The organism is Bradyrhizobium sp. SMVTL-02, from assembly GCF_051853005.1.
In the GTDB taxonomy this organism is placed as follows: domain Bacteria; phylum Pseudomonadota; class Alphaproteobacteria; order Rhizobiales; family Xanthobacteraceae; genus Bradyrhizobium.
In genome coordinates this window covers 3,378,566-3,402,983 of sequence record NZ_CP182469.1, presented here as the reverse complement: position 1 = coordinate 3,402,983, position 24,418 = coordinate 3,378,566, and the positions used below count along the sequence as shown (strand labels likewise).

Genomic DNA, 24,418 nt, shown 5'->3' with positions numbered 1-24,418 from the left:
GAGCTCCACGCGCAGAGGGCGACGGATCGATCCCGGCTTCTATCTAGGGCGCATCCGAGGCACGCGCGAACGGATTGCCGTACACGGAATAGGCCAGCCAGGTCAGTTCCTTCCGGTTCTTGGCGGCCTCGCGTGCGGCGCGGACGGCATCGACCAGCGTCTGCCCCTGTTTGAGCGAGCGATAGAACGCCTCGGCAAAGCTGTAGGCCAGCTTGTCGTCGACCGACCAGAGCGCGCCAACCAGCGCGCCCGCGCCGCGCTCGGAGTACGGCCGCAGGAATGCGTCGACGAAACCGGCGACACCCCCGCCGATGCCGCGCCCGCCGCGCCCGGTCTGGCAGGCGTTGATGAAGACCATCGGATTCGGTCCGCTCTGCGCGAAGCGGGCATACGCCTTGACCTGATCCGCCGAGAGCGAGTCCTGGGCGAAATTGCCGTCGACCTTGGTGCCTGTCATCAACAGGTCGGCCGTCATCACCGCCCGCTGGGCCGCCTCGCCATGGCAGGCAAAGTGCAGGACGTCGCAGTCCCCCGCATCCTTCTGCAGGAAGCTCGTCACGGCGATGCTCTCGGCCGTCACCTCGCGGGGGCTGCCGAACAGCTTGGCCAGCATCTGGCGTTCGGCATCGGCGCCTTCGAGCCGCAGGGCGGGATCGACATAGGCCGGGATCACGTAATTGACGCGATCATTGCGCATGGCGAGTTGCGGACCCGGCCACGGCGTGCTGTGCAGCCAGCGCACCAGCCCCCATTCGGCAAGGAAGCCCTTGCCGTCCGGCCCGGATTTGCGATCGTTGATGTAGAGCAGCTCCCAGGGAATGAACGGCTCCTCCGAGATGACCTGGATCGCGCGGATCGCGTCGCGATGGATCCACAACGCCTCGCGGACCTTGTCCGGCAATAGCTCGTTGGCCATGACGATTCCGTTGGCCTGCAGGCGCGACAGGAACTGGTCGTACAGGCGGTTCGTTGCGAGCCACGCGCTCTCGATGCCCTTGAAGATCTCCGCAACATAGACGTCGCGGGAAAAGCCGCCCGGAAGCGTGCGCGATTCCGAAACCGCGATGTTCGGATCGACGCAGGCGAGATCGAAACGCAGCGTCACCTTGCCGCTGTCCACGATCTCGTAGATCCGCAGCACCGCCGGCTCGTCCGGATGCGCCGCCATCGACAATCCGACCTGGCTCCGGCGCAAGGTCTTGCTGTCGGCATCGACGAACACGGGGGCCAGGGTGAATGAGGCCAGGATGCGCGGTCCCTGCCGCGCTTCGACCAGGATGTCGGCTGCGCCTTCCGCCGTGCCCTCCACGACGAAGCGCAGCGACTCGGCCCGCTGATCCCGCGGCAGGTCGATCTCGGCGCTGCTCTCTCCGATGACCCGGCAATTCTTGCGCGCGATGACCTCGACGACGATCGCGCGTGCCGTATCGACATTGACCGGCGCATCCGATGCGGCCGAGGCCGGGCTCTCCGCGGCCTGGATCTTCTCTCGGGAGACCGTGACGAACAGCGGGACCGGTTTCTTCGGCGGCGGATGGGACTCGATCTCCGCCGCGAAATAGCAGGCCGCGGTCCGTGCCCCCTGCGACGTCGATGCCGCGATCGGCGTGTCACCCATGGCAGGCGCCTCTCGTGGCCTGGGTGGCTTCGCCGAGGGAGCGGAGCGCGATCGCGTCCGTCGCAATGTGAGCGTGTCCGTCATGGAGCCGGATCCGGGGCTCTGCCATTCGCCCGCGGCCGAACTCGATTCAAGGGGGCTTTGGACGATAGACCCCACGCCCCGCCTCGATCGCCGCGGCGGCGGCTGCTGCAGATCGATTTGTGCCGGGACGCTCTCGGGACGAGCTGCACCAAGACCCAGCCACTCGCTCAATTTCGCCGGCACGACATCGGTCGCAAAATATGTGGTGTGGAAGACATCGTCCGTGTCGCCGAAAGCAAACGTCGCGTCTTTCGCAAGGCGCGGGCCACGGGTCCCGAATGACGTCATCGACGCCGTATCCACCACCAGGTCGTTGTCGAGCTGGAACAGGCGATTTGTCACGCGATCGGCGATGAACTCGGCAAACTCCTTCGTCACGCCCTTCCTGGGTGCGATCTGCGCGACGAAATTCGACGTGATCGCATGATAGGCCGCAAGCCTGTCGAGCGGACCGTCCGCTCCGTTCAACTCTTTGACGAGATCGCTCGTCGGCCGCATCGCGGCAAGTCCGGGCACCCGGCCCTCGTCGATGGCGACCTCGGAAAACGCCTGGACGAAACGGCCGACGGTCTTGATCCCCTGCGACACGATGGGGCTCAGCGCAGCGCCGCCTGCGAGGAACGAAACCGCGCGGACGCCGGCCATGATCCCGTTGGTGTAGAGGTCGATCATCGCCGCCCAGTTCTCGGGCTCGGCCAGATGCGTTCCGGCATTGGTGCAGCCGACAAAGATCGCCTTGCCGAGGCGGACGTCCGGCCGCTCACCCGCAAGCAGGTTTTCGGCCAAGCGATAGACCAGCCCGCCGCGACTGTGGATGACGGCGTCGATCGAGGAATTCTTGGGGATGCCGAGCGCCTGCAGCGCGGCAACGAGAGCGGCCGCATTCTCCTCCGGTGCGACCGTCAGGGTCCTGTGATCGAAACCGAGGACGACGTCGTAATGCGCGGTGGCCTTCGACAGAAACGTCTTCCCGCTGTCAGAGCCGGCAAGCTGTGCGAATCCGCTCGCCGTCGACGAGAACGTGCCATGCACCATGAGCAGGACCTTCAGCGGGCGGTCCTGCGGCAGCCGATGCCGCGCCGACCGCGCCGGCGTCCATGCGGCCGGATCGAGGCCGGCCATCACCACGATGCCCTCATCCCGGTCGCCCTCGATATGGTCGGTCGCCACATCGATCGCGGTTCTGGCGGCAAACTTCAGCACATAGGCACGCACTGGATCAATCAGCTTGTCGGAGATCCAGTCGAGAACGGGACCGCGCTTGCCGCTTGCGGGAGCGACGCCCGGCGCCGATCCCCTCGTGGCGGCCGTGAGCGGAAATACCAGAACTTGTGCACCTCCACGCCACCTTGGCACTTGCCCCGCCGCTTGCGGATAGGTCCAGGCATAAACTCCGCCGGCGCCCTCGATCAGCACCATAGCCCTTTCAGACGGGCCGACTTCGACCTCGATCTGCGTCGGCGTCGATGCGTCCCGTCGCAGCGCCCGCGTTCCCGGGCGCGTGGGTACCATTTCGACTTCGGCCGCAATGGTGAAGTCGGCCCCCGACAACGCCACCTTGAGCTGATCGGCGCCATCGACCTGGCTGGCGGTGCCCCGGCGAATTCCGCGGCGGACCGGACCGTTCTGAACGATCCTGATTTCGACATCGTCGGGACTGCGAACCACGATCCCGGTCGCCACTTCGAGTTCAGCCATGACTTCGCCCCTGTCTAGACGGTCTGCTTCGTCGCGTCCTCGCGTGCCGCGCGGACCTTGCGGCCCGGCGTGAGATCAGGATCTGAGCTGCGTGCTCGGCTGAGAGACCGGCGCCGCCCATTCGAGCCGGTTGCCATCAAGCGCCGACGACTTGCGGATCAGCTTGTTGGCCTCGATGTAGGCTTCCGCGGTCGACGGCACGAGATAGCCCATGACGAAGCCGAGTACACCGAAAAGGGCGACGATGGCGGCGTAGACCAGCCAGGAGATGTACGGCATGTTCAGACCGAAATGTCTGCTTACCAATGTGAAGCCAACGAGAACGCAGAGCATGACGGACGCCATCACCACCGCATGGGCGGCGCCGTCCTTCAGCCTCGCCTCGTGATAATCCAGTCCACCGGCCCTCAGCCGCACGTCGAGAAGGATGCTCAGGACCAGCGTATTGACCAGGAAGACCAGGGACACCAGCGAGCTCGCCGCAAGCGGATGACCGCTTGCCAGCCAGCCGGGCGCGATCGGGATCACGCTGTAGGTGATCCAGAGGACGACGTTGCCGAGCGAATAGGATAGCGCGCCGAAGACGATGTAGGAGCGCCAGGGCAAGGCATACAGCGAGGGACGCGCGAAATTCGTCGAGGCCTTGGGATAGACCGCAAAGAAGATCGAGATCATCACCGCCACCGCATGTGCGGCGGAGGAGAGGCCTCCGGTCAACGAGCCGACCTCGTAATTCTTCGACAGGTTCATGAAGAACAGCGGCGCGACGGAGACCACGAAGTCGAGCACGAAGATGATCACCAGCGGCGCAAAGGGCAGCGGCTGCGGGAGAACGGTCTGGTACCCGAAGCTGGAGATCAGCTCCGTCCGGGAATCGCGCCTGTCGACCACGGACAACGTCGCCTCGGCCAACCGGCGCTGGTACGCGACACGCAGATCCTCGCATTCCTCGGAGATGAAGTCGGAAATCTCGTACAGCAGCTCCTCCGCGTCCAGGGCCGATACCGTGATGTCGTCCGTCAGCAGGAGGGCACGGGCCGACCGTCGCAGCATGCGCCGATATTGCCTTTCCATCTCTTCGAAGGCGGCTTTCCGGGCGCGGAAGAATCTCCTGAACCGCTTGTTGTTGCGCAGGTCGACGAAACTGGTGTGAAGGGAAGCAACCTGCTTGATCATGGTCGCGGCGCCGGGGGCGAGCACCTGGTCGTCGTCATTGAGCGCCTTCTCGATCAGCCCGGCGGGAACGCCGTAGCCTTCGAGCTCGCGCTGCAACTCCGGCCTCGCCCGCTCCGTCACCTTGATGGGTGACCGCGCGATGGCGACGATGACGGTCTCCACGGCCTGCGGGTAGCGTGCCAATGTCTGCATCATGCGCCGCAGGAAATCGATCACCCAGCCGAGCACCGGCAAATGGGGCGCCAGCACCATGAAGGCGAACGTCGCAGGTATCGCAACGAGCAGTCCGACGCCGCGCGACATCAGGATCGCGACGAAGAAATAGAACATCACCGCGATCGTGACGTAGGCGAAGACCGCGAAATAATAACGATCGCGCATCACGGCAAAGCGGATGTCCGCGGTATCGAAAGGAGCGTGGAAGTCGATCGCGCTGACGACGCAGATCGCAATCGCACCGAGGCCGAGAGCTACGATCGAGGGGTCGAGGCCATGCATGGATGAAAACTCACTCCGATCCGGCCCGGTCCACGAAAATTTCTCCGTCGAGGCCGCGCATGTACAGGACTGGCGAAATCCATTCCGCGAATTGCCGCGCCTTCAATTCGGCCCGGGTATGCGCCAGCGCGGCCTGAATCGAGACGTTTTCCGCCAGATAGGTGTAGAACGTATCGGCGAAGGCGAGCCCCATATTGTCGCTGATCTCGAACTGCATGGCGATCACGGCGGGCACGCCGCCCTGAATGAGCTCGGCGGCGGTGCTCGAGAACAGGGAGCCCGGCTCGCCCTGCGCGCCGCTGCAGGAGTTCAGGACGACGAGACTCGGCGTTTGACCGGGCTGGGTCAGGAATTCTTTCAGCGAGTCGGCATAAAGCCTTTTCCCCTTCGGCCCGCCCTCCTCCTGAACCACGATAAAGCCCATCTGCCGCTCGGGATCATGGCCGCCATGACCGATGAAGTGAAACAAGTCCCACCGCTTGCCTTCGTCTCCCCTCAGGAACCGGCGGTTGAGATCCCGCGCCTTCGCCGAGGGTATCCACGACAGTTTCAGCCTCTTGCCATCATTCAGCTCGCTCAACGCCTTCTTGATCGCAACTTGCTCGGCATCGACCTCGATCTCGTCCAGCGGCAGTCCGTTCAGGACCTTGACCCGCGCGGCCATGCCGAGCATCCGTATCGGCCTTGCCGCGCTCACCCGGCGCTCTTCGCCATAGTCGTCGACGGCCCGCATGAATGGCGTGCTTTGCGATGTCGTCACGTAGAAGCGGTTCTTCTTGTCGTACATCGTCTCCCACGGCACGTAGGCGAGCGTGGGGTCGGTGACCCGCAGGCGGATCAGGAAGGGCTGATCGTCCTTTCGCGCCGCCTGGGAACATTCCCGATAGAGCTCGAGGATCTTGCGCTGAAAGATGAACTCGAAGAGTTGCGATCCGATCTCCTGCACGATCCGCTCGTCCGACCCCGAGGTCAGACCTCCGGCGGCCTCACGCAAGGCGGGTCTCGCTTCATCACCGCCGCCCGTCGCGGACGCATTCGCGTTGCGCGCGGCAGCGGACTGGAGAATTGCTTCCTGCAACGGCCTCAAATTCTGGCGGAAGCTCGGCTTGAGCTTTTCGACTTCAATCTCGCGGCTCGATGAATTGTAGTCGGCTACGATGCGGCAATGACTTTCGCCACAATCTTCAATGGTCAGATTGAAAACCACTTTCGCCACGACGCAACCCTCAGCCGCGACGCTCACCGCATGGAGGGCGCCCGATTGAATCGAATGATCGTCAAAACGACTTGGAACTTGAGTTCAGGCCTGCCGCTCGTGGTTTGCGCGCCCCAGCCGCTGCTGGCACACCGCATCGCGGCCATTGGCGCGGAGCGGTGGCTTGCCGGCTCCTGAGCTTTTCTAGAACCAATCCTCCGGGATGAATGTGAGCCGCTTCACACCTCCCGGTTTATTGATCCCGACCGACAGGTTTGGGCGTGCTCCCGTGCGCAAGCCCGCCGGCCCTTCGCCTTGAGGCGTGTCAGCGGCAGGCTATGCCGCGGGAAGCTCGACGCCCTGCGATATTGTTCGTCGCTGACCTTCTCCATCCAGTCAACTCCATCCACTCGTCATTGCGAGCGCAGCGAAGCAATCCAGAATCTTTCCGCGGAGGGACTCTGGATTGCTTCGCTACGCTCGCAATGACGATTGGAAGCAGACGCGCGCCAAATGGCGAGGTCGGTCGCGCCAGGCAAAAATCTCCGCATTGGCCTCGGCCGCGCCATGATTGCCGGTCGCGGTGATTCTCCTGACATGTCAGACGATTAGCCACGTAGCCAGGACAACGTGCCCTGGCCCCGCCTCTACTGTGCATGGGGTTGTTTTCGATTTTTGTTTGGCCCTTCCGACCCGTCCGGCAAAGAAAAAGCCCGGCCTCTCCTGGAGGCCGGGCTTTCCCCACTTGCGACCGGTTCGAACGATCAGCCGCGGGTGCGCGAGCGGATCATGAAGCTGTCGTAGGTGTATTCGGCGACCTGCCACCACAGATATTCGTCGGAGCGGTAGGCCTGCATGGCGTCGATCGACTTCTTGAAGTCGGCGTTCTTGGCCGAGATCTCCGCCCACAGCTCATTGGTCGCCTTGAGACAGGCTTCCAGCACCTCGTTACTGAACGGACGAAGCTGGGTGCCGCCGGCAACCAGACGCTTCAGCGCCGCCGGATTCTGCAGGTCGTAGCGCGCAGCCATCCAGCTGTTGGCATTGGCCGCCGCGTTGGTGAGGATCGCCTGGTAGTTCTTCGGAAGCGAATTCCACTTTTCCAGATTGGTGAAGGCATGGACCATCGGACCGCCTTCCCAGAAACCCGGATAGTAGTAGTACTTGGCAACCTTGGCGAAGCCGAGCTTCTCGTCATCATAAGGGCCGACCCACTCGGCGGCGTCGATGGTGCCCTTTTCAAGGGCCGGATAGATGTCACCGCCGGCGAGCTGCTGCGGGACCACGCCGACCTTCTGCAGCACCTGGCCGGCGATGCCGCCGATGCGCATCTTGAGGCCCGAGAGGTCGGCAACCGTCTTGATCTCCTTGCGGAACCAGCCGCCCATCTGGGTGCCGGTGTTGCCGCAGGGGAAGCCGATCACGTTCGACTTCTTGAAGAACTCGTTGCCGAGCTCCATGCCGCCGCCCTGGTACCACCAGGAGTTCTGCTGGCGGGCGTTGAGGCCGAACGGCACCGAGGCGTAGATCGCCCAGGTCGGGTCCTTGCCGACGTAGTAGTACGAGACGGTGTGGCACATCTCGACCGTGCCGTTCGAGGTCGCGTCGAGCGCCTGGAGGCCCGGGACAACTTCGCCGGCGGCGAACACCTGGATCTGGAATTTGTTGTCGGTCATCTCCGCGACATACTTCGCCAGCTGCTCGCCGCCGCCATAGATGGTATCCAGCGACTTCGGGAAGCTCGAAGTCAGGCGCCACTTCATCTCGGGCGAGGACTGCGCGATCGCCGGCGAAGCCACAGCGGTCGCCGCCGCGCCTGCTGCCGACACTTTGAGAAAATCACGACGCTTCATCTTCAGGTCTCTCCTTGCTGGGGCGTTTCCCCTTAACTTCTCTTGTGCCGCCGCTCATTCCGGCGACGCGTTGGGCCCGCGTCGATCCGAAGGGGCCTTGACTGCCGTGGGCCTTTAACACGGAAGGGGCGCTTTCGGAACGCGACAATGGCATGACGGTGCTCTACGAAAGTCGCATGCCCCGATGAACCGCCTGACGGCCTCAGGCCGCGGCGATGACGCCCTTGAGCTGGTCGCGGACCTGTCCCGCAATGGCGCGGTAGATCGCCGCATGGGGGCCGTCCGGCTCGCTGTCGACAACGGGATTGCCGGCGTCCGAGCTGGCGCGAATCGCCATGTGCAGGGGGATCTCGCCGAGGAACGGTACTCCCAGCTTCTCGGCCTCGTGCCGCGCCCCGCCATGGCCGAAGATGTCGGATTTCGCGCCGCAATGCGGGCACTGGAAATAGCTCATGTTCTCGACGATGCCGAGCACGGGCACGTTGACCTTCCTGAACATCGCAAGCCCCCGCCGGGCGTCGATCAGGGACAGGTCCTGCGGCGTCGAGACGATCACGGCACCCTTCAGCGGCACGTTCTGCGCCAGCGTGAGCTGGGCATCGCCGGTGCCGGGCGGCATGTCGACGACGAGCACGTCCAGTTGGCCCCAGGCAACGTCGCGCAGCATCTGCGTCACCGCCGACATCACCATCGGGCCCCGCCAGATCATCGCGGTCTCCTCTTCCACCAGGAAACCGATGGACATGATGGCAAGGCCGAAGCGCCGCAGCGGAATCATCTTGCGCTCGCCATCCAGCTCCGGCTTGTCGCGCAGACCGGTCAGCCGCGGGACCGAGGGGCCGTAAATGTCGGCATCGAGCAGCCCGACCTTGAGGCCGAGGTCGCGCAGGCCCAGCGCCAGGTTGAGCGCGGTGGTCGACTTGCCGACGCCGCCCTTGCCGGAGGCAACCGCGATGACGGCGGCGACGCCCGGTATCTCCGACTGCCGCGCCATCGGCGATTGAGCACCACCCTGCGGCGGCGGCTTGTGGGCATGGACCGGCTGCACGCCCGGCGTGCCGCGGCTGGGCTGCGGAGGCGGCGGCGCCGAGCCCGCCTTGCGTTCGGCGGTCAGCGCCACCATCGCGGTGGTGACGCCGGGAAGGCTGCGCACCGCGGCCTCGGCCTCGGCCCGGATGGGCTCCCAGGCCCGCGCCTCGGCGGCATCGACATTGATCGAAAAGAACACCTTGCCGTCGGAGGCGCTGATCGGGCTCAGCACATTGGCATTGGTGAGCGCAACCCCGCGCGGCGACTTGATCCGGGCGAGGCTGTCGAGAACCTGTTGCTGCGTCACGCTCAAAGCGCATCTCCCAAACGGGGCATGATCAGGTCAGATCACGCCCAAGGCTTCAGGATGCCCCATTAGAGCGGAAACGCCCAAAAGGCTACTGCCTGCCGATATCGTCAGCCATCTCGGCGGGCGCGGCGCCCTGCTCCAGGGCCGCCTCGTAGTTCAGCTCGATCATGACCCCGTTGGGGTCGTGGACGAAGATCTGCCAGAGGTCGCCGCCGGGCACCTGGCGGGAGTCGAACTTCATCCCTTTGGACGTCAGCCGCTGCTTCATGCCGTCAAACCCGCGGCTGACGAAGGCGACATGGTGGACAACGCCGGAATCCGGTTTTTGTGGCTCCGAGGTCGGCGAAATATCGACGAGGTGCACCACCGCCTTGCCCTCGCTGTACATCCAGGCCCCCGGGAAGGCGAAATTCGGCCGGGCGCCTTTTTCCAGACCCAGCACGTCCTCGTAGAAGCGGACCGTGTCGGCCAAATTCCGGGTCCTTATGTTGAAATGATCGAGCACACCCACGCTCACGCCGCCCAAGCCCGATGCCATGTTTCGCTCCCTTGTTTTGAAGTCCTTCAGGCCCGCCATCCTAGCACAGGAGGGCGCCAAACGAAGGCGTTGCCCTCCGCCCCTAACGGTTTATGGTGCGGCCGATCCGCTCCAGGGCGGAACCCCGAAGATGCCGCCTGGGCGCCCCTCGCCCGGCTACAACCGTAAAACCCAACTACGGACAAGGTACCACACATGGCTAAAGTCGCTTTCCTCGGTCTCGGCGTGATGGGCTTCCCCATGGCCGGACACCTCGTGAAAAAAGGGGGCCATGAGGTCACCGTCTACAACCGCACCGCGGCCAAGGCGAAGCAATGGGCGGACAAGTTCGGCGGCAAGACCGCGGCCACCCCGAAGGCCGCCGCCGAGGGTCAGGATTTCGTGATGTGCTGCGTCGGCAACGACAATGACCTGCGCTCGGTCACGATCGGCGCGGATGGCGCGTTCGCCGGCATGAAGAAGGGCGCAACCTTCGTCGACCACACCACCGCCTCCGCCGAGGTGGCACGCGAGCTCGATGCAGCCGCCACCAGGGCCGGATTCAAGTTCATCGACGCCCCCGTCTCCGGCGGCCAGGCCGGAGCGGAAAACGGCGTGCTGACGGTGATGTGCGGCGGCGCTGAGGACGTCTATGCCGGCGCCGAGCCGATCATCACTGGGGCCTATGCGCGGATGTGCAAACTGCTCGGGCCAGCCGGCTCGGGCCAGCTGACGAAGATGGTCAACCAGATCTGCATCGCAGGCCTCGTGCAGGGTCTCTCCGAGGGCATCCATTTCGCCAAGAAGAGCGGCCTCGACGTCGCGGCCGTGATCGAGACCATCTCGAAGGGCGCCGCGCAGTCGTGGCAGATGGAAAACCGCTACAAGACCATGAACGAGAACAAGTACGATTTCGGCTTTGCGGTCGAATGGATGCGCAAGGACCTCTCGATCGCGCTGGCCGAAGCCCGCCGCAACGGCGCCAATCTGCCCGTCACCGCACTGGTGGACCAGTTCTACGCCGAGGTCGAGAAGATGGGCGGCAAGCGCTGGGATACGTCGAGCCTGCTCGCCCGCCTCGATCGCTGATAGCTGACGATCTGAAACGACCTTGCTGATCGCGATCGCCGCCATCTTCGTCCTGGCCTATGCGGCGGTCGCGCTCGAGCACCCGCTTCGCGTCAACAAGAGCGCCACCGCGCTGCTCGGCGCGGGGCTGCTGTGGACCATCTACGCGGTCGCAACCGGCGACCACGCGCTGGTCGGCCGCCAGCTCGACGAGTCCGTCGGCTCGACCGCGCAGATCGTCTTCTTCCTGATCGGCGCCATGACCATCGTCGAGGTGATCGACGCTCATGACGGCTTCGAGGTCATCACCTCGCTGATCCGCACCACGAGCCAGGTCACGCTGATCTGGCTGATCGGCTTCGTGACGTTCTTCCTCAGCGCGATCCTCGATAATCTCACGACCGCCATCGTCATGATCTCGCTGATCCAGAAGCTGATCGCCCGCCGCCACGACCGCCTGCTGTTCGCCTCCCTCATCGTCATCGCCGCCAACGCCGGCGGCGCGTGGACCGTGATCGGCGACGTCACCACGACCATGTTGTGGATCGGCGGGCAGATCACGCCGCTGAAGATCATGGGCGCTGTGTTCCTGCCCTCGCTGCTCAATCTGCTGGTACCGCTCGCCTTCATCAGCCTCTCGCTTCGCGGCAAGAGCATCGCACCGCCGCCGAAAGACGACGGCCTGCTGTCCGTTGACCGCTTCGAGCGCAATTTGATGTTCTACCTCGGGCTCAGCACGCTGATCGCGGTGCCCGTGTTCAAGGCGGTCACGCATCTGGCGCCCTTCATGGGCATCCTGTTCGGGCTCGGTGTGCTCTGGCTGGTCGGCGAGATCGTGCATCGCCACAAGGACGAGCACGTGCGCCAGCCGCTCACGCTGGCGCACGCGCTGACCCGGATCGACATGAGCTCGGTCGTGTTCTTCCTCGGCATCCTGCTCGCAGTCGCCTGCCTCGAGCATGCCGGCCTGCTGTCGCTGCTGGCGCGCTGGCTGGACAGCGCGCTCGGCCGTCAGGACGTCATCGTGATCGTGCTCGGCCTGCTCAGCGCCGTCATCGACAACGTGCCGCTGGTCGCCGCGACCATGGGCATGTACGACCTCGCGCATTATCCGGCGGACAGCTTCATCTGGGAGTTCATCGCCTATTGCGCCGGCACCGGTGGCTCGATCCTGATCATCGGCTCGGCCGCGGGCGTCGCCGCCATGGGCCTCGAGCGGATCGAGTTCCTCTGGTACGCCCGCAGCATCGCCCCTCCCGCGCTGGCGGGCTATCTGGCGGGCGCCGCGGTCTACGTCGCCCAGCACGCTGCACTGCACTGAGACGCTGCGGGCCGAGCTCGAAATTAACGCGGGGTTAACGTAATTCTTTAGCTCCTTAAGTCACCTCTTAAGGATTTCTTGCCAGAGATAGACAATGCAGAAGGCCCGCGCCCGGCGCGGGCAGGAATCGTTGTTGTTCGATGAGTAACCCCGCTGAAAAGCCTGAGGTCGTGCAGCTTCCGGCCGAGCCGGTGAGCGCTCCATCGGCGAGCAGCCGAAGGGCTGCCGCGCAGCGGGTGCGCGAGGCGCGCGATAAGTTAACGTCGACCAGCGGAACCCGGCCGGCCTTCGACGCCGAGATGCTGCGCCAATATGCCCAGACGCGGTTATCGGCTTCCTATGTCGTCATGCTGCTGGTGGTTGCGACCGGCGTGCTGTTTGGCCTGTGGATGCAGCCGATCCCGGCTACGCTCTGGACCACCGGCATGCTCTGCATCCATGGCGCGATGGTCCGCAGTTGCCGGCGCTTCCTGGCCGAATCCGCTTCGCCCGCAGCGACGCGCGCCTGGCGGACCCGCTTCGTCGTGCTCGACCTGCTCTATGGCCTGTGCTGGATGGCGATCCTGATCCATCCCGTGCTCGACATGGTCACGGAAACGCTGATGATGTTCCTGATGCTGCTGGTGATCGCAGTATCGAGCATGCTGGCCGCGAACTTGCCGATCGCCGCCCTCGCCGCCACCGCGCCGGTCGCGGTCGCGATGGCACTGAGCTTCGCGATGACAGGCTCGCTGGACAATTACATCCTGGCCGCGCTGGCGATTGCCGCAGAAGGCTATTTCGTGCTGCTGGCGCATCGCCTGCATTCCTCGACTTTCGCGACGCTCGAGGCGCGCGCCGAGAAGGATGCGCTGATCGGCGAGCTCGAACAGGCGAAAGCAATCTCGGACGAAGCCCGCCACCGCGCCGAATCCGCCAACGTCGCCAAGTCGCGCTTCCTCGCGCAGATGAGCCACGAGCTGCGCACGCCCCTGAACGCCATCCTCGGCTTCTCCGAGGTGATGAAGAGCGAGATATTCGGCGCGCATGCGGTGCCGGTCTACAAGGAGTACTCGGCGGACATCCATAATTCCGGCGTGCACCTGCTCAACCTCATCAACGAGATCCTCGACCTGTCGCGGATCGAGGCCGGCCGCTACGAGCTCAACGAGGAAGCGGTGTCGCTGGTCGGCATCGTCGCCGACTGCCATCATCTGATGAAGCTGCGTGCCTCCAGCCGCGGCATCACCATCCACGAGGTGTTCGAGCAGGCCATGCCGCGGCTCTGGGCCGACGAGCGCGCGATCCGCCAGGTCGTGCTCAATCTGCTCTCCAACTCGATCAAGTTCACCCCGCAAGGCGGCGAGATCTGGCTCAAGGCCGGCTGGACCGCGTCGGGCGGACAATATCTCTCGGTGAAGGATACCGGCTCCGGCATCCCCGAGGACGAGATCCCGGTGGTGCTCGCCTCCTTCGGCCAGGGTTCCAACTCGATCAAGTCGGCCGAACAGGGCGCCGGCCTCGGCCTGCCGATCGCCAAGAACCTGATCGACCTGCATGGCGGCACATTCACGTTGAAATCGAAGCTGCGCATCGGCACCGAGGTGATCGTCACCTTCCCGCCGGAGCGGGTCATGAGCGCGCTGGCGCCGCTGTCGGACGATTCTCCGCCGCTCCAGCCGGAAGGGTCCACTGTCGCCGACGAGAAGCGCCGTCCGCGCCACAAGCCGATCATGAGCGCAGGCACCGGCTCTTAACCAGATGCTTGCAGACATGCCCGACAATCCTCCACTATGTCCGAATGAGCAAAGAAACGCCGTGCGTCGCCGTCTGCATGATCGATCCCAAGACCAAGCTGTGCTTCGGCTGCGGCCGCACCTTGCCGGAGATCGCGCGCTGGCACGCGATGGAAAGTGCGGAACGGCTCTCGGTCATGGCGCTGTTGCCGGCACGCATGGCGGACGCCGGTCTGCAGCCGATCGCGGGATCGCCGAAACGCGGCTGATCGACCTGCGCACCTATGGCGGTGCGCAATGATCCGTTTCCTCCTCGTCCTCATCATGCTCGCCGGCACAGCGGGGGCCGTCGTCGCCTATGGCGATCCTGATCAGATCACCCGCGCGAGCCACAAGGTGTCGCACATCTTCCGCGGACAGACCGCCGTCCCGCCCCCGGCCGTACAGATCCCACGTGGCCAGGGCGGCGAGTTCGCGCTGCGCGCGAAGATCAACGGCGTCGCCGCGCCGATGGTGATCGACACCGGCGCGACCTCCGTGGTGCTGACCTGGGAAACAGCGAAAGCCATCGGGCTGCCGCTCGAAATGCTCGAATACGACGTCGACCTGGAGACCGCAGGCGGCCACACCAAGGCGGCTCGGCTCACGCTCGATCGCCTCGCTGTCGGCCATCTCGTCGAGAAATCGGTGCCGGCCCTCGTCGTGCAGCGCGGCCAGATGAAGACCAATCTGCTCGGCATGAGCTTCCTCGACCGCCTGGAGAGCTGGGGCGTGCGCGCCGACAAGCTGATGCTCACCGGCTATCCCGAACTGCAGAGCAGCCACCGCCGCCCGCGCACCGCGGTCGACTGATCCTTCCATCCCAGCCACGATCTGGCCGGAAGCGGAGTATCTCTACACCGGGTTCAAACACGACGATCTGCCGGATTGGAACGCTGCGAAATTCCACAACCTTCCGCGCTGGCGTGAACTATCATTTCGACCTGTTCGCTGATTGCGGATCGACGAAGGGCCCGATCTTGCGATCCGGTTCATTCTTCGTGACGGATGCGACTACGCCGCCGCCTCCGCCGGCACGCGCACACCGACGCGCCCGATCGCATCACGCAGCACGTCGAGACCTGCACCCGGCTTCACACCTTGCTCGGCGAGATGCCGGCGGAACGCACGTGCTCCGGGCACCGCGTGGAAGGCACCGACGAAATGTCGCGTGATGGCTTGCAGCCGCGTACCGCGCGCGAGCTGCTCCTCGATGTAGGGCATCATCGCTCCGATCGCGTCCTGCATGGTCGCGTGCGGCGCCGGCGCGCCGAAAATCTCGTGGTCGACCGCGAGCAGCCGCCACGGCTCCTGATAGGCGGCACGGCCGAGCATCACCCCGTCGACATGCGCCAGATGCGCCTTCGCCTCGTCGATGCCTGCAATGCCGCCGTTGATGATGACAGGCACCTCCGGCATCGCACGCTTGAGACGATAGACGCGATCGTAATCAAGCGGCGGGATGTCGCGATTCTCCTTCGGCGACAATCCATTGAGCCAGGCTTTTCGGGCGTGCACGATCAGCGCGTCGCAGCCGGACGCAACCACCGCGCGCGCGAGCGTATCGAGCGCCATTTCAGGATCCTGGTCATCGATGCCGATGCGGCATTTCACCGTGACGGGAACGGCAACCGCCCGCTTCATCGCATCGACGCATCGCGCCACGAGCTCCGGCTCCGCCATCAGGCAGGCGCCGAAGCGACCGTCCTTCACCCGGTCGGACGGACAACCGACATTGAGATTGATCTCGTCGTAGCCAAATTCCTCGCCGATCCGCGCAGCCAGCGCGAGCTCGCGCGGATCCGACCCGCCGAGTTGCAGCGCCACCCGGTGCTCGATCGCATCGAACCCGAGCAACCGCTCCCGGTCACCGTGAATGACGGCGCCGGTCGTCAGCATCTCCGTATAGAGCAGCGCCCCTCGGGTGAGGTGTCGGTGGAACACCCGGCAATGCCGGTCGGTCCAATCCATCATCGGAGCCACAGAAAAGCGATAGTCTTGCGATTTCAATACTTTATCCTACGTTCTCAAGAGGATGAAACCCGGAACATGTGCACTCCAAACTAGTCGAAATTGCAACCTGTTTTGACCTCTCAGTGCACACGTAGCGCACACGAATTGGGGAGTGCACACGGTCATGGCCAGCTTCACTCAATTGCCTTCCGGGAACTGGCGCGTCCAGGTCCGCCGCAAGAACCGCTACGTGTCAGAGACCTTCCGCCGGCGCAAGGATGGCGAAGACTGGGCGCTCGATATCGAGCGCAATATCGACCGCAGCGGATCGCCAAAACCCCGCGCCGCTGTCCAAGCAAAAACCTTCGGCGACATCATCGATCTACACATCGAGGACATGCACGAGGTCGGCCGCCCTCCCCGTCGCTCCAAGGCCGCCGTGCTAGAAGCCCTAAAGGACGCCTTGGGGACAGTAAAATTGCCCAAACTCGATCGCGAGCGACTCATCGAATTCGGCGCGAGCGAAGGACGGCAACGATCAGAAGGTGCCGCTTCTCAAGCTGACGGGCTTCGATGCGTGGGCGACTACGGGCGTGAACGCGTCCATTACGAGGCGCCGACCGCCTGACCGCGTTTCTGGAATGGTACAACACGGAGGAGAAGATCGATCCCGTCATCAAGGCAGCGATCGCGCATCTGTGGTTCGTGACGATCCATCCCTTCGAGGATGGCAATGGACGGATCGCGCGCGCCATCGCCGACATGTCCCTTGCCCGCTCTGAGGGAATTCCGCAGCGCTTCTACAGCATGTCCGCCCAGATACGCAGTGAGCGGAAAAGGTACTATGACATGCTGGAGAGCACCCAGAAAGGCGACCTCAATGTCACTTCGTGGCTTGAATGGTTCCTGGGCTGCCTCGACCGCGCCTTCACTGGCGCTGAGACCATTCTGGCCGCGGTGCTTGAAAAAGCCGACTTCTGGAAACGGCATGCCACGGCCCGGATCAATGAGCGGCAGCGCGATATGTTGAACCGCCTGCTGGACGGGTTCGAGGGCAAGCTGACATCGAGCAAATGGGCAAAGATCGAGAAGTGCTCGCCCGACACTGCCTTGCGCGACATTCGGGACCTCGTTGATCAGGGCATTCTCGCCAAGGACGAGGGCGGAGGCCGAAGTACAAGTTACTCGCTCGTCGCTTGAATGCTGTTGGTTGCGGCGGGCGCATCCCTTGGACCGTTCAGTCCCGGCGATCATTGTCCACCCGGGCAGCCACCGGTCCCCGACGCCGAGGCCTCAGCGCGGGTTATACTATTTTCGCGAACTTAGTATAACCATCAAGAGCTTCAGCATGTTGCGCGCGATTGTGAGAGCTTTGCGCGAACCGCCTCGCCGAAGAAATGGGCTCGCGCCTGCCGGCAGCCCAGGCCCTTAGCGCCCGATCCCGCGCTTGATGCCGATCGACCAGGATATGCCCTCACCGCCCACGCTAGCGGTGACAAACTGCCCGCGCGCCCTTTCCAGCACCGGCCGCCAGGGAACCAGTGCGAAGTCATGGGATCGCTCGATCAGCGCATAGCGGCCGCTGTTCAGCGTCAGCATACGCCGGTGGACGCCTGTGAGACTGTCGCCCGCTTTTACGTCGATACGATCGAGCCCCGTTCGCGCGGCAAACCAACGAAAGCTCAAGACACACCGCTGTGCGCGCCGCCGTACGCTCAAACTCAACGTCGTTGCGCGCCAGCTCGATCGCATCCACGAAGTCCTGAAACACGCGATCTAATCTCTTCATCTTGACAGATCCGATACGCAGCAACCGCCGCCGGGCTCGTGACGGCTGGTCCGGAACGGCATTCTGGTCAAGCCAACGTCGCGACGCTGAGCAACGTCGCTTTCGAGAGCAATCGCTGTCGAAGCGAGAGTTCAGAGGGCCTCCTCGTCCGAGGGCAACAGGTCGTCTGGACAGATCTTCAGCCTGCCCGACCCGGTCGCCTGCTTGGAGACGCGGACTGCAGCAGCGCTTGCGCCATCTCCAGCGCCTCTGCCTCCGAAGCGGCGACCAGCATCGGGTATCCCCAAAACTTCTCTGACACCATTTGGAAGGCTTTCATGCCGAGCCGCTTCGTCCTTGAGGGCTCAACATAGATCAGGGCTTTCACAAATTCGCGCAATCGCGGTTTGTGCTTCTTTGACCAAAGCGCAAGCCTTCTCTGCTCACCCGGATCGTGCTCGTGTTCGTCGATGTCGGCGTTTGCCCCTTGTCCTATGATGACGAAGGGCTTGCCGCGATCGAGCAGGGCTTCGAAGGCAGCGAAGGCCTCGTCAGCCGTTCCGGCCGAGCCCTGATCGTAAGATAACCTTACAATCGGAAAAGTCGCGGTATTCAACAGCATCATCATCCCTATCGGTTCGGTTTGCGCAGCGTGGTTCAATTCGCGTGCGCATGACCAGTGACGATAGTTTGGATGATGCCTCAACTCATTCATCTAAAGCGCCAAAGCGTTACCCAAAAGAGACAATCACTGCGACCGGCAACCAGGTACTGCGTTGCCAGGCCTTGGTTGCCAAGCCTTGGCGGCATTTTGGACGAATTCTTGGCGGCTGGCCGAATTGAGCAATGGTCTGGCCGGATTGCACGATGCAGCGCCGCACCGGGCTGCTGTAGCCATTCGGTTAAACAACGGCCTGGCCCAAGCGAAGCACGATGCCAATGCACCCACAGCCCGGAGCTGTTACCGAGCGCCTGTCCAAGAGGCCTCCAAATCCGTACGCCTCAATGGCCCTGCCCCGACCGCTCCTACAAATTCGCGCGCGGCGTCTGAGCAAGGCGCAGCTGCGTGACTTGCTCGTCAGCAATCCCCACGATGCGACGCAGTGGATCAAGGCAGCAGCCGAGGCCGATATCGTTCCCGCGCAGATCGTGTGGGGCCAGTTGCTGCTCGATGGGACGCGGGTAACGCGTGATCCGACGGCTGCCTTCGTCTGGTTCGAACGTGCCGCCCGATCCGGGGACTGCGATGGACAAAATATGGTTGGCCGGTGCTACGAACAAGGCTGGGGTGTCGAGCCAGATCCGAAGCTCGCGACGGAATTTTTCGAGCTGGCCGCAGCAGCCGGCCACGTCTGGGGCCAGGTCAATCTGGCGCAGATGCTGATGCGCGGCGGAAATCCGGCGGATCGGCCGCGGAGTTTCGAGCTTTTTAGGGCGGCAGCGGAAGGCGGCACCTCCAAGGCAAACTTGAAGGCAATGAATTCTCTGGCCCGGTTTCTCGAAGAAGGCTGGGCCGTGCCGGCCAATGCGAGAGGCGCCTTGCACTGGTACCGACGTGCCGCTGGGCTTGGCGACCACTGGGCTCAGTACAATCTGGCCACGATCCTGCACGCTGGCGGTGACGCGGACGGTGCCGATGTTTGGCTGGGACGGTCGATCTCCGGCAGCGATAACGGCTTTCGCCGGCGCATTGCGCCGCTGTTGCTGGCGCGCGGCGAACTTGCGCTACGCCGGCATGGCCTCGAGGCACTTAGGCGCATAGCAGCTTCCGGCAGTGCCGCCGATGTGCAGGCGTATGCCTCCGCACTCAACGACGCTGCAGCCACACCCTCTGACCTTGAAGACGCCAGGAGGCTCTCAGAGCTACCGGCAACCGATGGACGTCCGGATTCGCCGAGTTGTCCCGAGGCGTCGATCGGCCGAGGCCTCGTTGGCTATCTCGACGGCCGTATCGCAGCGATGTCGCGCCGCATCGCAAGACCATCCAACTCAACATCATCCTGCTCGAAGGGGGCTCTGTGACCATCATCGAAACCTTGCGACCAGCACTTTCCGGACTTGGGGCAGCAGCGAGCCTTGCAAACGGCTTTCTATTCGTTACCGCCGCCAACGCGGAAGGCCAGAACGATCAACCGACGTCGGCGCCGGCGGACAAGGCTACAGCGCTTCCACCGGTCGAGGTGGAGGCTCCTGTTACCAAGCGGCGACGAGCGTCGAGCGCCGGCTCGAAGCAGGCCTCGAGACCTATCTCGGCCAGCCATCCGAGCAAACCGGCCGAACCGCGTCCGCAGGCTGCGTCCTCGGCTCTTTCGCCTGGGAATTCGCTGCAGCGAACGACTGGTCTCAGCCGTCTTTCCGATTCTCTACAAAGCACGCCGCAAACCATCACCGTCATACCGCGCCTTGTCATCGAGCAGCAGCAAGCAGCCACCATCAATCAGGTGCTCCAATATGTGCCGGGAATCACCGTCGCCACCGGAGAAGGCGGCGGTGGCATCAACGGAGATCAGTTCCGCATCCGGGGTTTTGACGCTTCTGGCGATGTGTATGTCGACGGCTTGCGCGATTTTGGTTCCTATGTGCGCGATAGTTTTGCAACCGAAAACGTATTGGTGCTGAAGGGACCCTCGTCCCAGAGCTTCGGCAATGGCACGACGGGCGGCGTCATCGAGATCGAAAGCAAGAAGGCCCATCTCGGCGACCAATCAACGTTCGAGGCCTCGGCTGGGACGGGCCCGTACGGACGCGGCATCTTGGACATCAACAAGCAGATCGACGACACGACGGCGCTGAGATTCATCGCCATGGGGAACGGCCAGGATATTGTCGATCGCGACCATGTCTATTCCGACCGGGGCGGCTTCCTCGGCTCGCTAGGACTTGGCCTCGGCACCGAGCAGTCCCTGATCGTCAACTACATGCATCAGCAGAGCGTACAGCGCCCTGATTTCGGCGTCCCCATCGTGAGTGCACCCGGCGTGATCGGAAGGCCGGTGACGGAGTACGGGGTTCCGCGCTCGAATTATTTCGGACGGGAAAGCGATCGCGACAGCGCAACGGCCGACGTTGCTACCGCTCTCTACAAGGGCGAATTCGGTGATTGGCTCACGCTCACGAACGACACGCGTGTGGGGTACTACACACGTGACCTGAAGTTTACGCCTGCGCTGTGCGCCTCGCCCGGCTTCCCGTTTCCAAGCAGCTGCGCAACGGACGTTCTCGCCGGAAGTCTGGCGACGCCCTACACAATCTGGTCCGTGGGCGGGACCAAGCAGGTCAGTCACGGCGGGGAAAACGTAACGACTGCCACGATGCGTTTCGACACCGGACCGTTCAGGCACAAGCTCGTCGTTGGCTTTGACGCCTATTCTCAACATGCGACGACCAACTTTTACCTTCCTTCGGGCCCCGAGCCGGCAGGGACTCTTCTCAATCATCTTTGCGAACTCACCCGGGTTTGCACTGACGGTCTCGCCGGGCAATCAATTGTCGGCCACGAGCTGGGACGTTGGTCCTTTTATGAGCGACCGCATGTGGTTGACGCCCATGCTCTCGATCCTGGCAGGTGTTCGATGGGACCACTATCGGGTCGACGGCCAGGCAGGCGCGTCTCCGCTTGCGACGACGACCGAGTTCGCCAGCCCAAAAGCATCCCTGATCTTCGAGCCCACCACGCATCAAAGTTACTACTTCAGCTATGCACGTTCGTTCACGCCGCCGGGCAACAACATCACTTCGCTGAGTTCATCGCTCGGCCTGTCTCAGGCGCCAAGCGCTGCAAACCTCCAGCCGGAAGCGGATACGACCTTCGAGGTCGGTGCGAAGTGGGGCCTGTTCGAGGACCGGCTCGGCGTGACGGCAGCATTGTTCCGCGTCGAGAGGAACAACGCGTCCTATACCGACCAGGTATCGGGAATACAGACGACGACCGACGACAAGGTGCAAGTCCAGGGAGTCGAACTCGGATTGACTGGCAAGCTGACCGCAAACTGGGATGTGCAGGCGTCCTATTCTTATATGGACAGCAAGATCATCGCCTCGTCGATCAGCCCCTTCACGCCTGTCTCGGCCGCAGGCAACCGGGTCCCGTACGTGTCTCAGCATGGCCTGGCGATCTGGACCACCTACGACATCGCTCCCCTGCTGCCGAACGTGCCGGGTCATATGCTTGTCGGGGGCGGGCTCAATTATCGTTCGGACTACTACCTCAACAACCTCAATTCGATGGTGATCCCGGCAGCGACCACCATCGATGGGATGCTCTCCTACGATCCCAACGACCGGCACCATCTGGCGCTGAAGGTCACGAATCTCACGAACAAGCTGACCTACAGTTCGGCTTTCGGAAACGGTTACGCAACTCCCGTCGCAGGCCGCAGCGTCACCCTCACCGCAGCGATCAGGTTCTGAAGAAAATGCTCATCGAAATCCCAAACCTGCTATCCGCCGACGAAGTCGAGTCCGTCCGCGGCATCATCGAAGCCGCTGATTGGATCGACGGAAGGGCAACGGCAGGTGAGCTGGCATCGCGCGCCAAGCGCAATGCTCAGGTCCCCGAGGACTCGCCTCAGGCTCGCCAGGCCGGCGACATCATCCTGCGGGCGCTCGGCCGGAATGCACTGTTCAACAGTGCCGCCCTGCCCCTGCGCGTCCTGCCGCCGCTTTTCAATCGATACGACACCGGGATGTTCTTTGATGCCCATGTCGATGGCGCAGTGCGATCCGCGCCCGGACTCGGCATTCGCATGCGCGCCGATCTGTCTTCAACTCTCTTCCTCACAGCTCCCGATGATTACGACGGCGGCGAACTGATCATCGAAGACAGTTACGGCGTTCACGCCGTCAAATTGGCGGCCGGCAGCATGGTCCTGTATCCATCGGGGAGCCTGCATCGCGTGAGCGAGATCACCCGAGGTGCGCGCTTATCATCATTCTTCTGGACTCAATCGATGATCAAGGAGGAGGGGCTTCGCATAACGCTCTATGATCTGGACCGGGGCATTGTTGAATTGCGCAAATCCGTATCCAGCGATGCACAAGGCATCCTCATGCTTACCGGCGTCTATCACAATCTTCTAAGACGATGGGCGGAGCTGTGATGGCGGCCGACCCTCCGCACGAACCCACGATGCAAATTAAAATGTCGACTTCGAGGATTACGGCGATGACTGATCTGACGAATGAACTCGCCGCTCGATCTGCCCGTCAAAAGGTGGCGTTGCTGTGGTCGGTCTGTGGCCTCGGAAACACGATCTACGCGGTCATCCAAATCCTTACATGGGTTAACCATCAGGTCGACGGCTCCGGCACGGCGCCAACGGCGTTCGATGCGATGGCTCTTTGGTACTTTGGCATCGCATGTTCGATATGGATCATTCCTGCCCTACTTCCTCTCGTCACGCGGCGGCGCGCCGCGATTCTTGGTTCCTTGCTGCTAGGTGGCTTTCTGATGGTCACCAGCGTCGCGGGCGGCGTCTTCGACGGCATGCGCGACGGGTTTCATATAGCAGCGACCGCAATTGTCTCTGTGGCTCTGCCCGGAATCTATGCAGCTCGCGCCTCCTGGCGGCTGCTGCGAATTGCGCATGCGCCTGCAAATCTCGTCAATGAATCCGACTTTTGAGCCGGCACCTAGGCCTCGATGACAGCCGGTCTAGATTAGCTCAAAAAAGTCGCGTTTAGGATGGCCGGTCCCCTGTCGATTTGCGATGGTCGAGTTTGAACATCTCGGCACGCACGTCGCCGACACAAGATTTTGAAAGGCGGCGAGATGCTTCATCGCTTTGTTGACACCGACGTCGACCGCGTACCCCGCGCCGTTGCACTCCGAAGCGGAATCCTGTCGAATGATTGGACCTATGCTCGGCACCAGCATCGCAAATCTCAACTACTGTACTCCCAGCGGGGCATTCTTTGCTGCGAGACGGCCAACAAGGTTTGGTTAGTACCGCCGGGATGCGCGTTATGGATCCCCGGTCAGCTGGCGCACTCGGCTCGTGGCGCCGGTCTCGTAGAATGCCACTGCCTGTATATTGAACCGAGCGCCGCCAAGAGCCTCCCGGAGACGTGCTGCACGATCTCGATCTCACCCTTGATCCGGGAGCTGATCCTCAGAGTGGCCAAGCTTCCGGAGTGTTATCCACTCGGAGGTCGCGAGGATCGACTGGTGATGACGTTGTTGGACGAGCTGTCCGATGCGCCGATTAGCAGCCTGAACCTGCCGATGCCACGCGAGGCGCGCCTTCGGCGTCTCGCCGAAATGCTGATTGCCGATCCAAGCGCCAAAAACTCCTTCAGCAATTGGGCAAATTCGCTCGGCATGAGCGAGCGCTCCTTAAGCCGCTTGCTCATACAGGAAATCGGAATGAGCTTCGGACGCTGGCGCCACCAGCTTCATGTTATCCTGGCATTGCAAAGAATGGCGCGCGGCGACAGCGTCAAGACAGTCGCCTTGGAGCTCGGATACGAGAACGCAAGCAGTTTCGTCAATATGTTTCGAAAAACCTTAGGCAAGCCTCCGGTTCGCTATCTGGCAGAACATCGCGAAAGTGCAGTGAGCGGCATGACTGTATAGAT

Annotated in this window: 23 protein-coding genes and 3 pseudogenes; 16 read left to right on the top strand and 10 right to left on the bottom strand. The window is 63.1% G+C overall.

Translation table 11 applies throughout. The annotated features are described in order from the left end of the window. Positions 1 to 43 precede the first annotated feature (43 nt). The 3 genes from ACNJYB_RS15770 to ACNJYB_RS15760 form a co-directional block, all read right to left on the bottom strand. Positions 44 to 3,400: a CHAT domain-containing protein gene (locus ACNJYB_RS15770; protein ID WP_439374781.1), complete on the bottom strand. Its 3,357-nt coding sequence runs from the start codon at positions 3,398 to 3,400 to the stop codon at positions 44 to 46. A gap of 75 nt (positions 3,401 to 3,475) precedes the next feature. Then, positions 3,476 to 5,074: a hypothetical protein gene (locus tag ACNJYB_RS15765; RefSeq protein WP_439374780.1), complete on the bottom strand. Its 1,599-nt coding sequence runs from the start codon at positions 5,072 to 5,074 to the stop codon at positions 3,476 to 3,478. 10 nt (positions 5,075 to 5,084) lie between these two features. Beyond that, positions 5,085 to 6,068: a CHAT domain-containing protein gene (locus ACNJYB_RS15760; RefSeq protein ID WP_439374779.1), complete on the bottom strand. Its 984-nt coding sequence runs from the start codon at positions 6,066 to 6,068 to the stop codon at positions 5,085 to 5,087. Positions 6,069 to 6,239: 171 nt separating this feature from the next. Here ACNJYB_RS15760 and ACNJYB_RS15755 point away from each other — a divergent pair, with 171 nt between their 5' ends. Further along, positions 6,240 to 6,467, top strand: coding sequence for a hypothetical protein (locus ACNJYB_RS15755; protein ID WP_439374778.1), 228 nt, complete (start codon positions 6,240 to 6,242; stop codon positions 6,465 to 6,467). Positions 6,468 to 7,033: 566 nt separating this feature from the next. Here ACNJYB_RS15755 and ACNJYB_RS15750 read toward each other — a convergent pair. The 3 genes from ACNJYB_RS15750 to ACNJYB_RS15740 form a co-directional block, all read right to left on the bottom strand. After that, positions 7,034 to 8,122 (bottom strand): TRAP transporter substrate-binding protein, encoded by a 1,089-nt coding sequence (locus ACNJYB_RS15750; RefSeq protein WP_439374777.1) that lies wholly within the window; start codon positions 8,120 to 8,122, stop codon positions 7,034 to 7,036. A gap of 202 nt (positions 8,123 to 8,324) precedes the next feature. Then, entirely contained in the window at positions 8,325 to 9,464 is a 1,140-nt protein-coding gene (locus ACNJYB_RS15745; RefSeq protein ID WP_439374776.1) for an Mrp/NBP35 family ATP-binding protein, read from the bottom strand. 85 nt (positions 9,465 to 9,549) lie between these two features. Next, a complete protein-coding gene (locus ACNJYB_RS15740; RefSeq protein WP_439374775.1) occupies positions 9,550 to 9,999 on the bottom strand; it encodes a VOC family protein in 450 nt (149 codons plus the stop codon). Positions 10,000 to 10,194: 195 nt separating this feature from the next. Here ACNJYB_RS15740 and ACNJYB_RS15735 point away from each other — a divergent pair, with 195 nt between their 5' ends. From ACNJYB_RS15735 to ACNJYB_RS15715, 5 genes are all read left to right on the top strand, one after another. Next, positions 10,195 to 11,067 (top strand): NAD(P)-dependent oxidoreductase, encoded by an 873-nt coding sequence (locus ACNJYB_RS15735; protein ID WP_439374774.1) that lies wholly within the window; start codon positions 10,195 to 10,197, stop codon positions 11,065 to 11,067. 22 nt (positions 11,068 to 11,089) lie between these two features. Further along, a complete protein-coding gene (gene nhaD / locus ACNJYB_RS15730) occupies positions 11,090 to 12,367 on the top strand; it encodes a sodium:proton antiporter NhaD (RefSeq protein WP_439374773.1) in 1,278 nt (425 codons plus the stop codon). Positions 12,368 to 12,507: 140 nt separating this feature from the next. Further along, positions 12,508 to 14,103: a sensor histidine kinase gene (locus tag ACNJYB_RS15725; protein ID WP_439374772.1), complete on the top strand. Its 1,596-nt coding sequence runs from the start codon at positions 12,508 to 12,510 to the stop codon at positions 14,101 to 14,103. Positions 14,104 to 14,147: 44 nt separating this feature from the next. Further along, positions 14,148 to 14,351 carry a DUF1289 domain-containing protein gene (locus tag ACNJYB_RS15720; protein WP_439374771.1) on the top strand — a complete coding sequence of 68 codons (204 nt, stop codon included), beginning with the start codon at positions 14,148 to 14,150 and terminating at the stop codon, positions 14,349 to 14,351. A 28-nt stretch (positions 14,352 to 14,379) separates the two neighbouring features. Then, the gene (locus tag ACNJYB_RS15715) at positions 14,380 to 14,934 is read left to right on the top strand and encodes a TIGR02281 family clan AA aspartic protease (RefSeq protein WP_439374770.1); all 555 of its coding nucleotides are present in this window, start codon (positions 14,380 to 14,382) and stop codon (positions 14,932 to 14,934) included. Positions 14,935 to 15,135: 201 nt separating this feature from the next. Here the strand turns inward: ACNJYB_RS15715 and dusA are convergent, their stop codons facing one another. Then, positions 15,136 to 16,095 carry a tRNA dihydrouridine(20/20a) synthase DusA gene (gene dusA / locus ACNJYB_RS15710; RefSeq protein WP_439374769.1) on the bottom strand — a complete coding sequence of 320 codons (960 nt, stop codon included), beginning with the start codon at positions 16,093 to 16,095 and terminating at the stop codon, positions 15,136 to 15,138. 163 nt (positions 16,096 to 16,258) lie between these two features. Between dusA and ACNJYB_RS15705 the strand changes: the two genes are divergently transcribed. The 3 genes and pseudogenes from ACNJYB_RS15705 (at position 16,259) to ACNJYB_RS15695 (ending at position 17,274) form a co-directional block, all read left to right on the top strand. After that, positions 16,259 to 16,702: a hypothetical protein gene (locus tag ACNJYB_RS15705; protein WP_439374768.1), complete on the top strand. Its 444-nt coding sequence runs from the start codon at positions 16,259 to 16,261 to the stop codon at positions 16,700 to 16,702. After that, a pseudogene (locus ACNJYB_RS15700) lies at positions 16,699 to 16,779 on the top strand (hypothetical protein); the annotation flags it as partial. The gene ACNJYB_RS15705 and the pseudogene ACNJYB_RS15700, both read left to right, overlap by 4 nt. Next, a complete protein-coding gene (locus ACNJYB_RS15695) occupies positions 16,780 to 17,274 on the top strand; it encodes a Fic family protein (protein WP_439374767.1) in 495 nt (164 codons plus the stop codon). It begins immediately after the preceding pseudogene. A gap of 228 nt (positions 17,275 to 17,502) precedes the next feature. Here ACNJYB_RS15695 and ACNJYB_RS15690 read toward each other — a convergent pair whose 3' ends face one another. Continuing rightward, positions 17,503 to 17,826 (bottom strand): DUF3363 domain-containing protein, encoded by a 324-nt coding sequence (locus ACNJYB_RS15690; RefSeq protein ID WP_439374766.1) that lies wholly within the window; start codon positions 17,824 to 17,826, stop codon positions 17,503 to 17,505. A gap of 215 nt (positions 17,827 to 18,041) precedes the next feature. Beyond that, positions 18,042 to 18,557: a hypothetical protein gene (locus ACNJYB_RS15685; RefSeq protein ID WP_439374765.1), complete on the bottom strand. Its 516-nt coding sequence runs from the start codon at positions 18,555 to 18,557 to the stop codon at positions 18,042 to 18,044. Positions 18,558 to 18,847: 290 nt separating this feature from the next. Between ACNJYB_RS15685 and ACNJYB_RS15680 the strand changes: the two genes are divergently transcribed. Together ACNJYB_RS15680 and ACNJYB_RS15675 are read left to right on the top strand one after the other, a co-directional pair. Further along, on the top strand, positions 18,848 to 19,864 hold the full coding sequence (locus tag ACNJYB_RS15680) for a tetratricopeptide repeat protein (protein ID WP_439374764.1): 1,017 nt from the start codon (positions 18,848 to 18,850) through the stop codon (positions 19,862 to 19,864). Next, positions 19,861 to 20,448, top strand: a pseudogene (locus tag ACNJYB_RS15675) (TonB-dependent receptor plug domain-containing protein); the annotation flags it as partial. The gene ACNJYB_RS15680 and the pseudogene ACNJYB_RS15675, both read left to right, overlap by 4 nt. Before the next feature lie 99 nt (positions 20,449 to 20,547). On the opposite strand, the gene ACNJYB_RS15670 reads toward ACNJYB_RS15675, so the two are convergent. Beyond that, positions 20,548 to 20,682, bottom strand: a complete 135-nt coding sequence (locus ACNJYB_RS15670; RefSeq protein WP_439375820.1) for a hypothetical protein — start codon at positions 20,680 to 20,682, stop codon at positions 20,548 to 20,550. Between the two features lie 535 nt (positions 20,683 to 21,217). Here ACNJYB_RS15670 and ACNJYB_RS15665 point away from each other — a divergent pair. From ACNJYB_RS15665 to ACNJYB_RS15645, 5 genes and pseudogenes are all read left to right on the top strand, one after another. Next, entirely contained in the window at positions 21,218 to 22,252 is a 1,035-nt protein-coding gene (locus tag ACNJYB_RS15665) for a TonB-dependent receptor (RefSeq protein WP_439375568.1), read from the top strand. A 5-nt stretch (positions 22,253 to 22,257) separates the two neighbouring features. Then, positions 22,258 to 22,941, top strand: a complete 684-nt coding sequence (locus tag ACNJYB_RS15660; protein WP_439375567.1) for a Fe2+-dependent dioxygenase — start codon at positions 22,258 to 22,260, stop codon at positions 22,939 to 22,941. Positions 22,942 to 23,006: 65 nt separating this feature from the next. Beyond that, a complete protein-coding gene (locus ACNJYB_RS15655; protein ID WP_439374763.1) occupies positions 23,007 to 23,465 on the top strand; it encodes a hypothetical protein in 459 nt (152 codons plus the stop codon). Positions 23,466 to 23,612: 147 nt separating this feature from the next. Next, a pseudogene (locus ACNJYB_RS15650) lies at positions 23,613 to 23,891 on the top strand (AraC family ligand binding domain-containing protein); the annotation flags it as partial. 120 nt (positions 23,892 to 24,011) lie between these two features. Beyond that, the gene (locus ACNJYB_RS15645) at positions 24,012 to 24,416 is read left to right on the top strand and encodes a helix-turn-helix domain-containing protein (protein ID WP_439375566.1); all 405 of its coding nucleotides are present in this window, start codon (positions 24,012 to 24,014) and stop codon (positions 24,414 to 24,416) included. Positions 24,417 to 24,418: the final 2 nt, after the last annotated feature.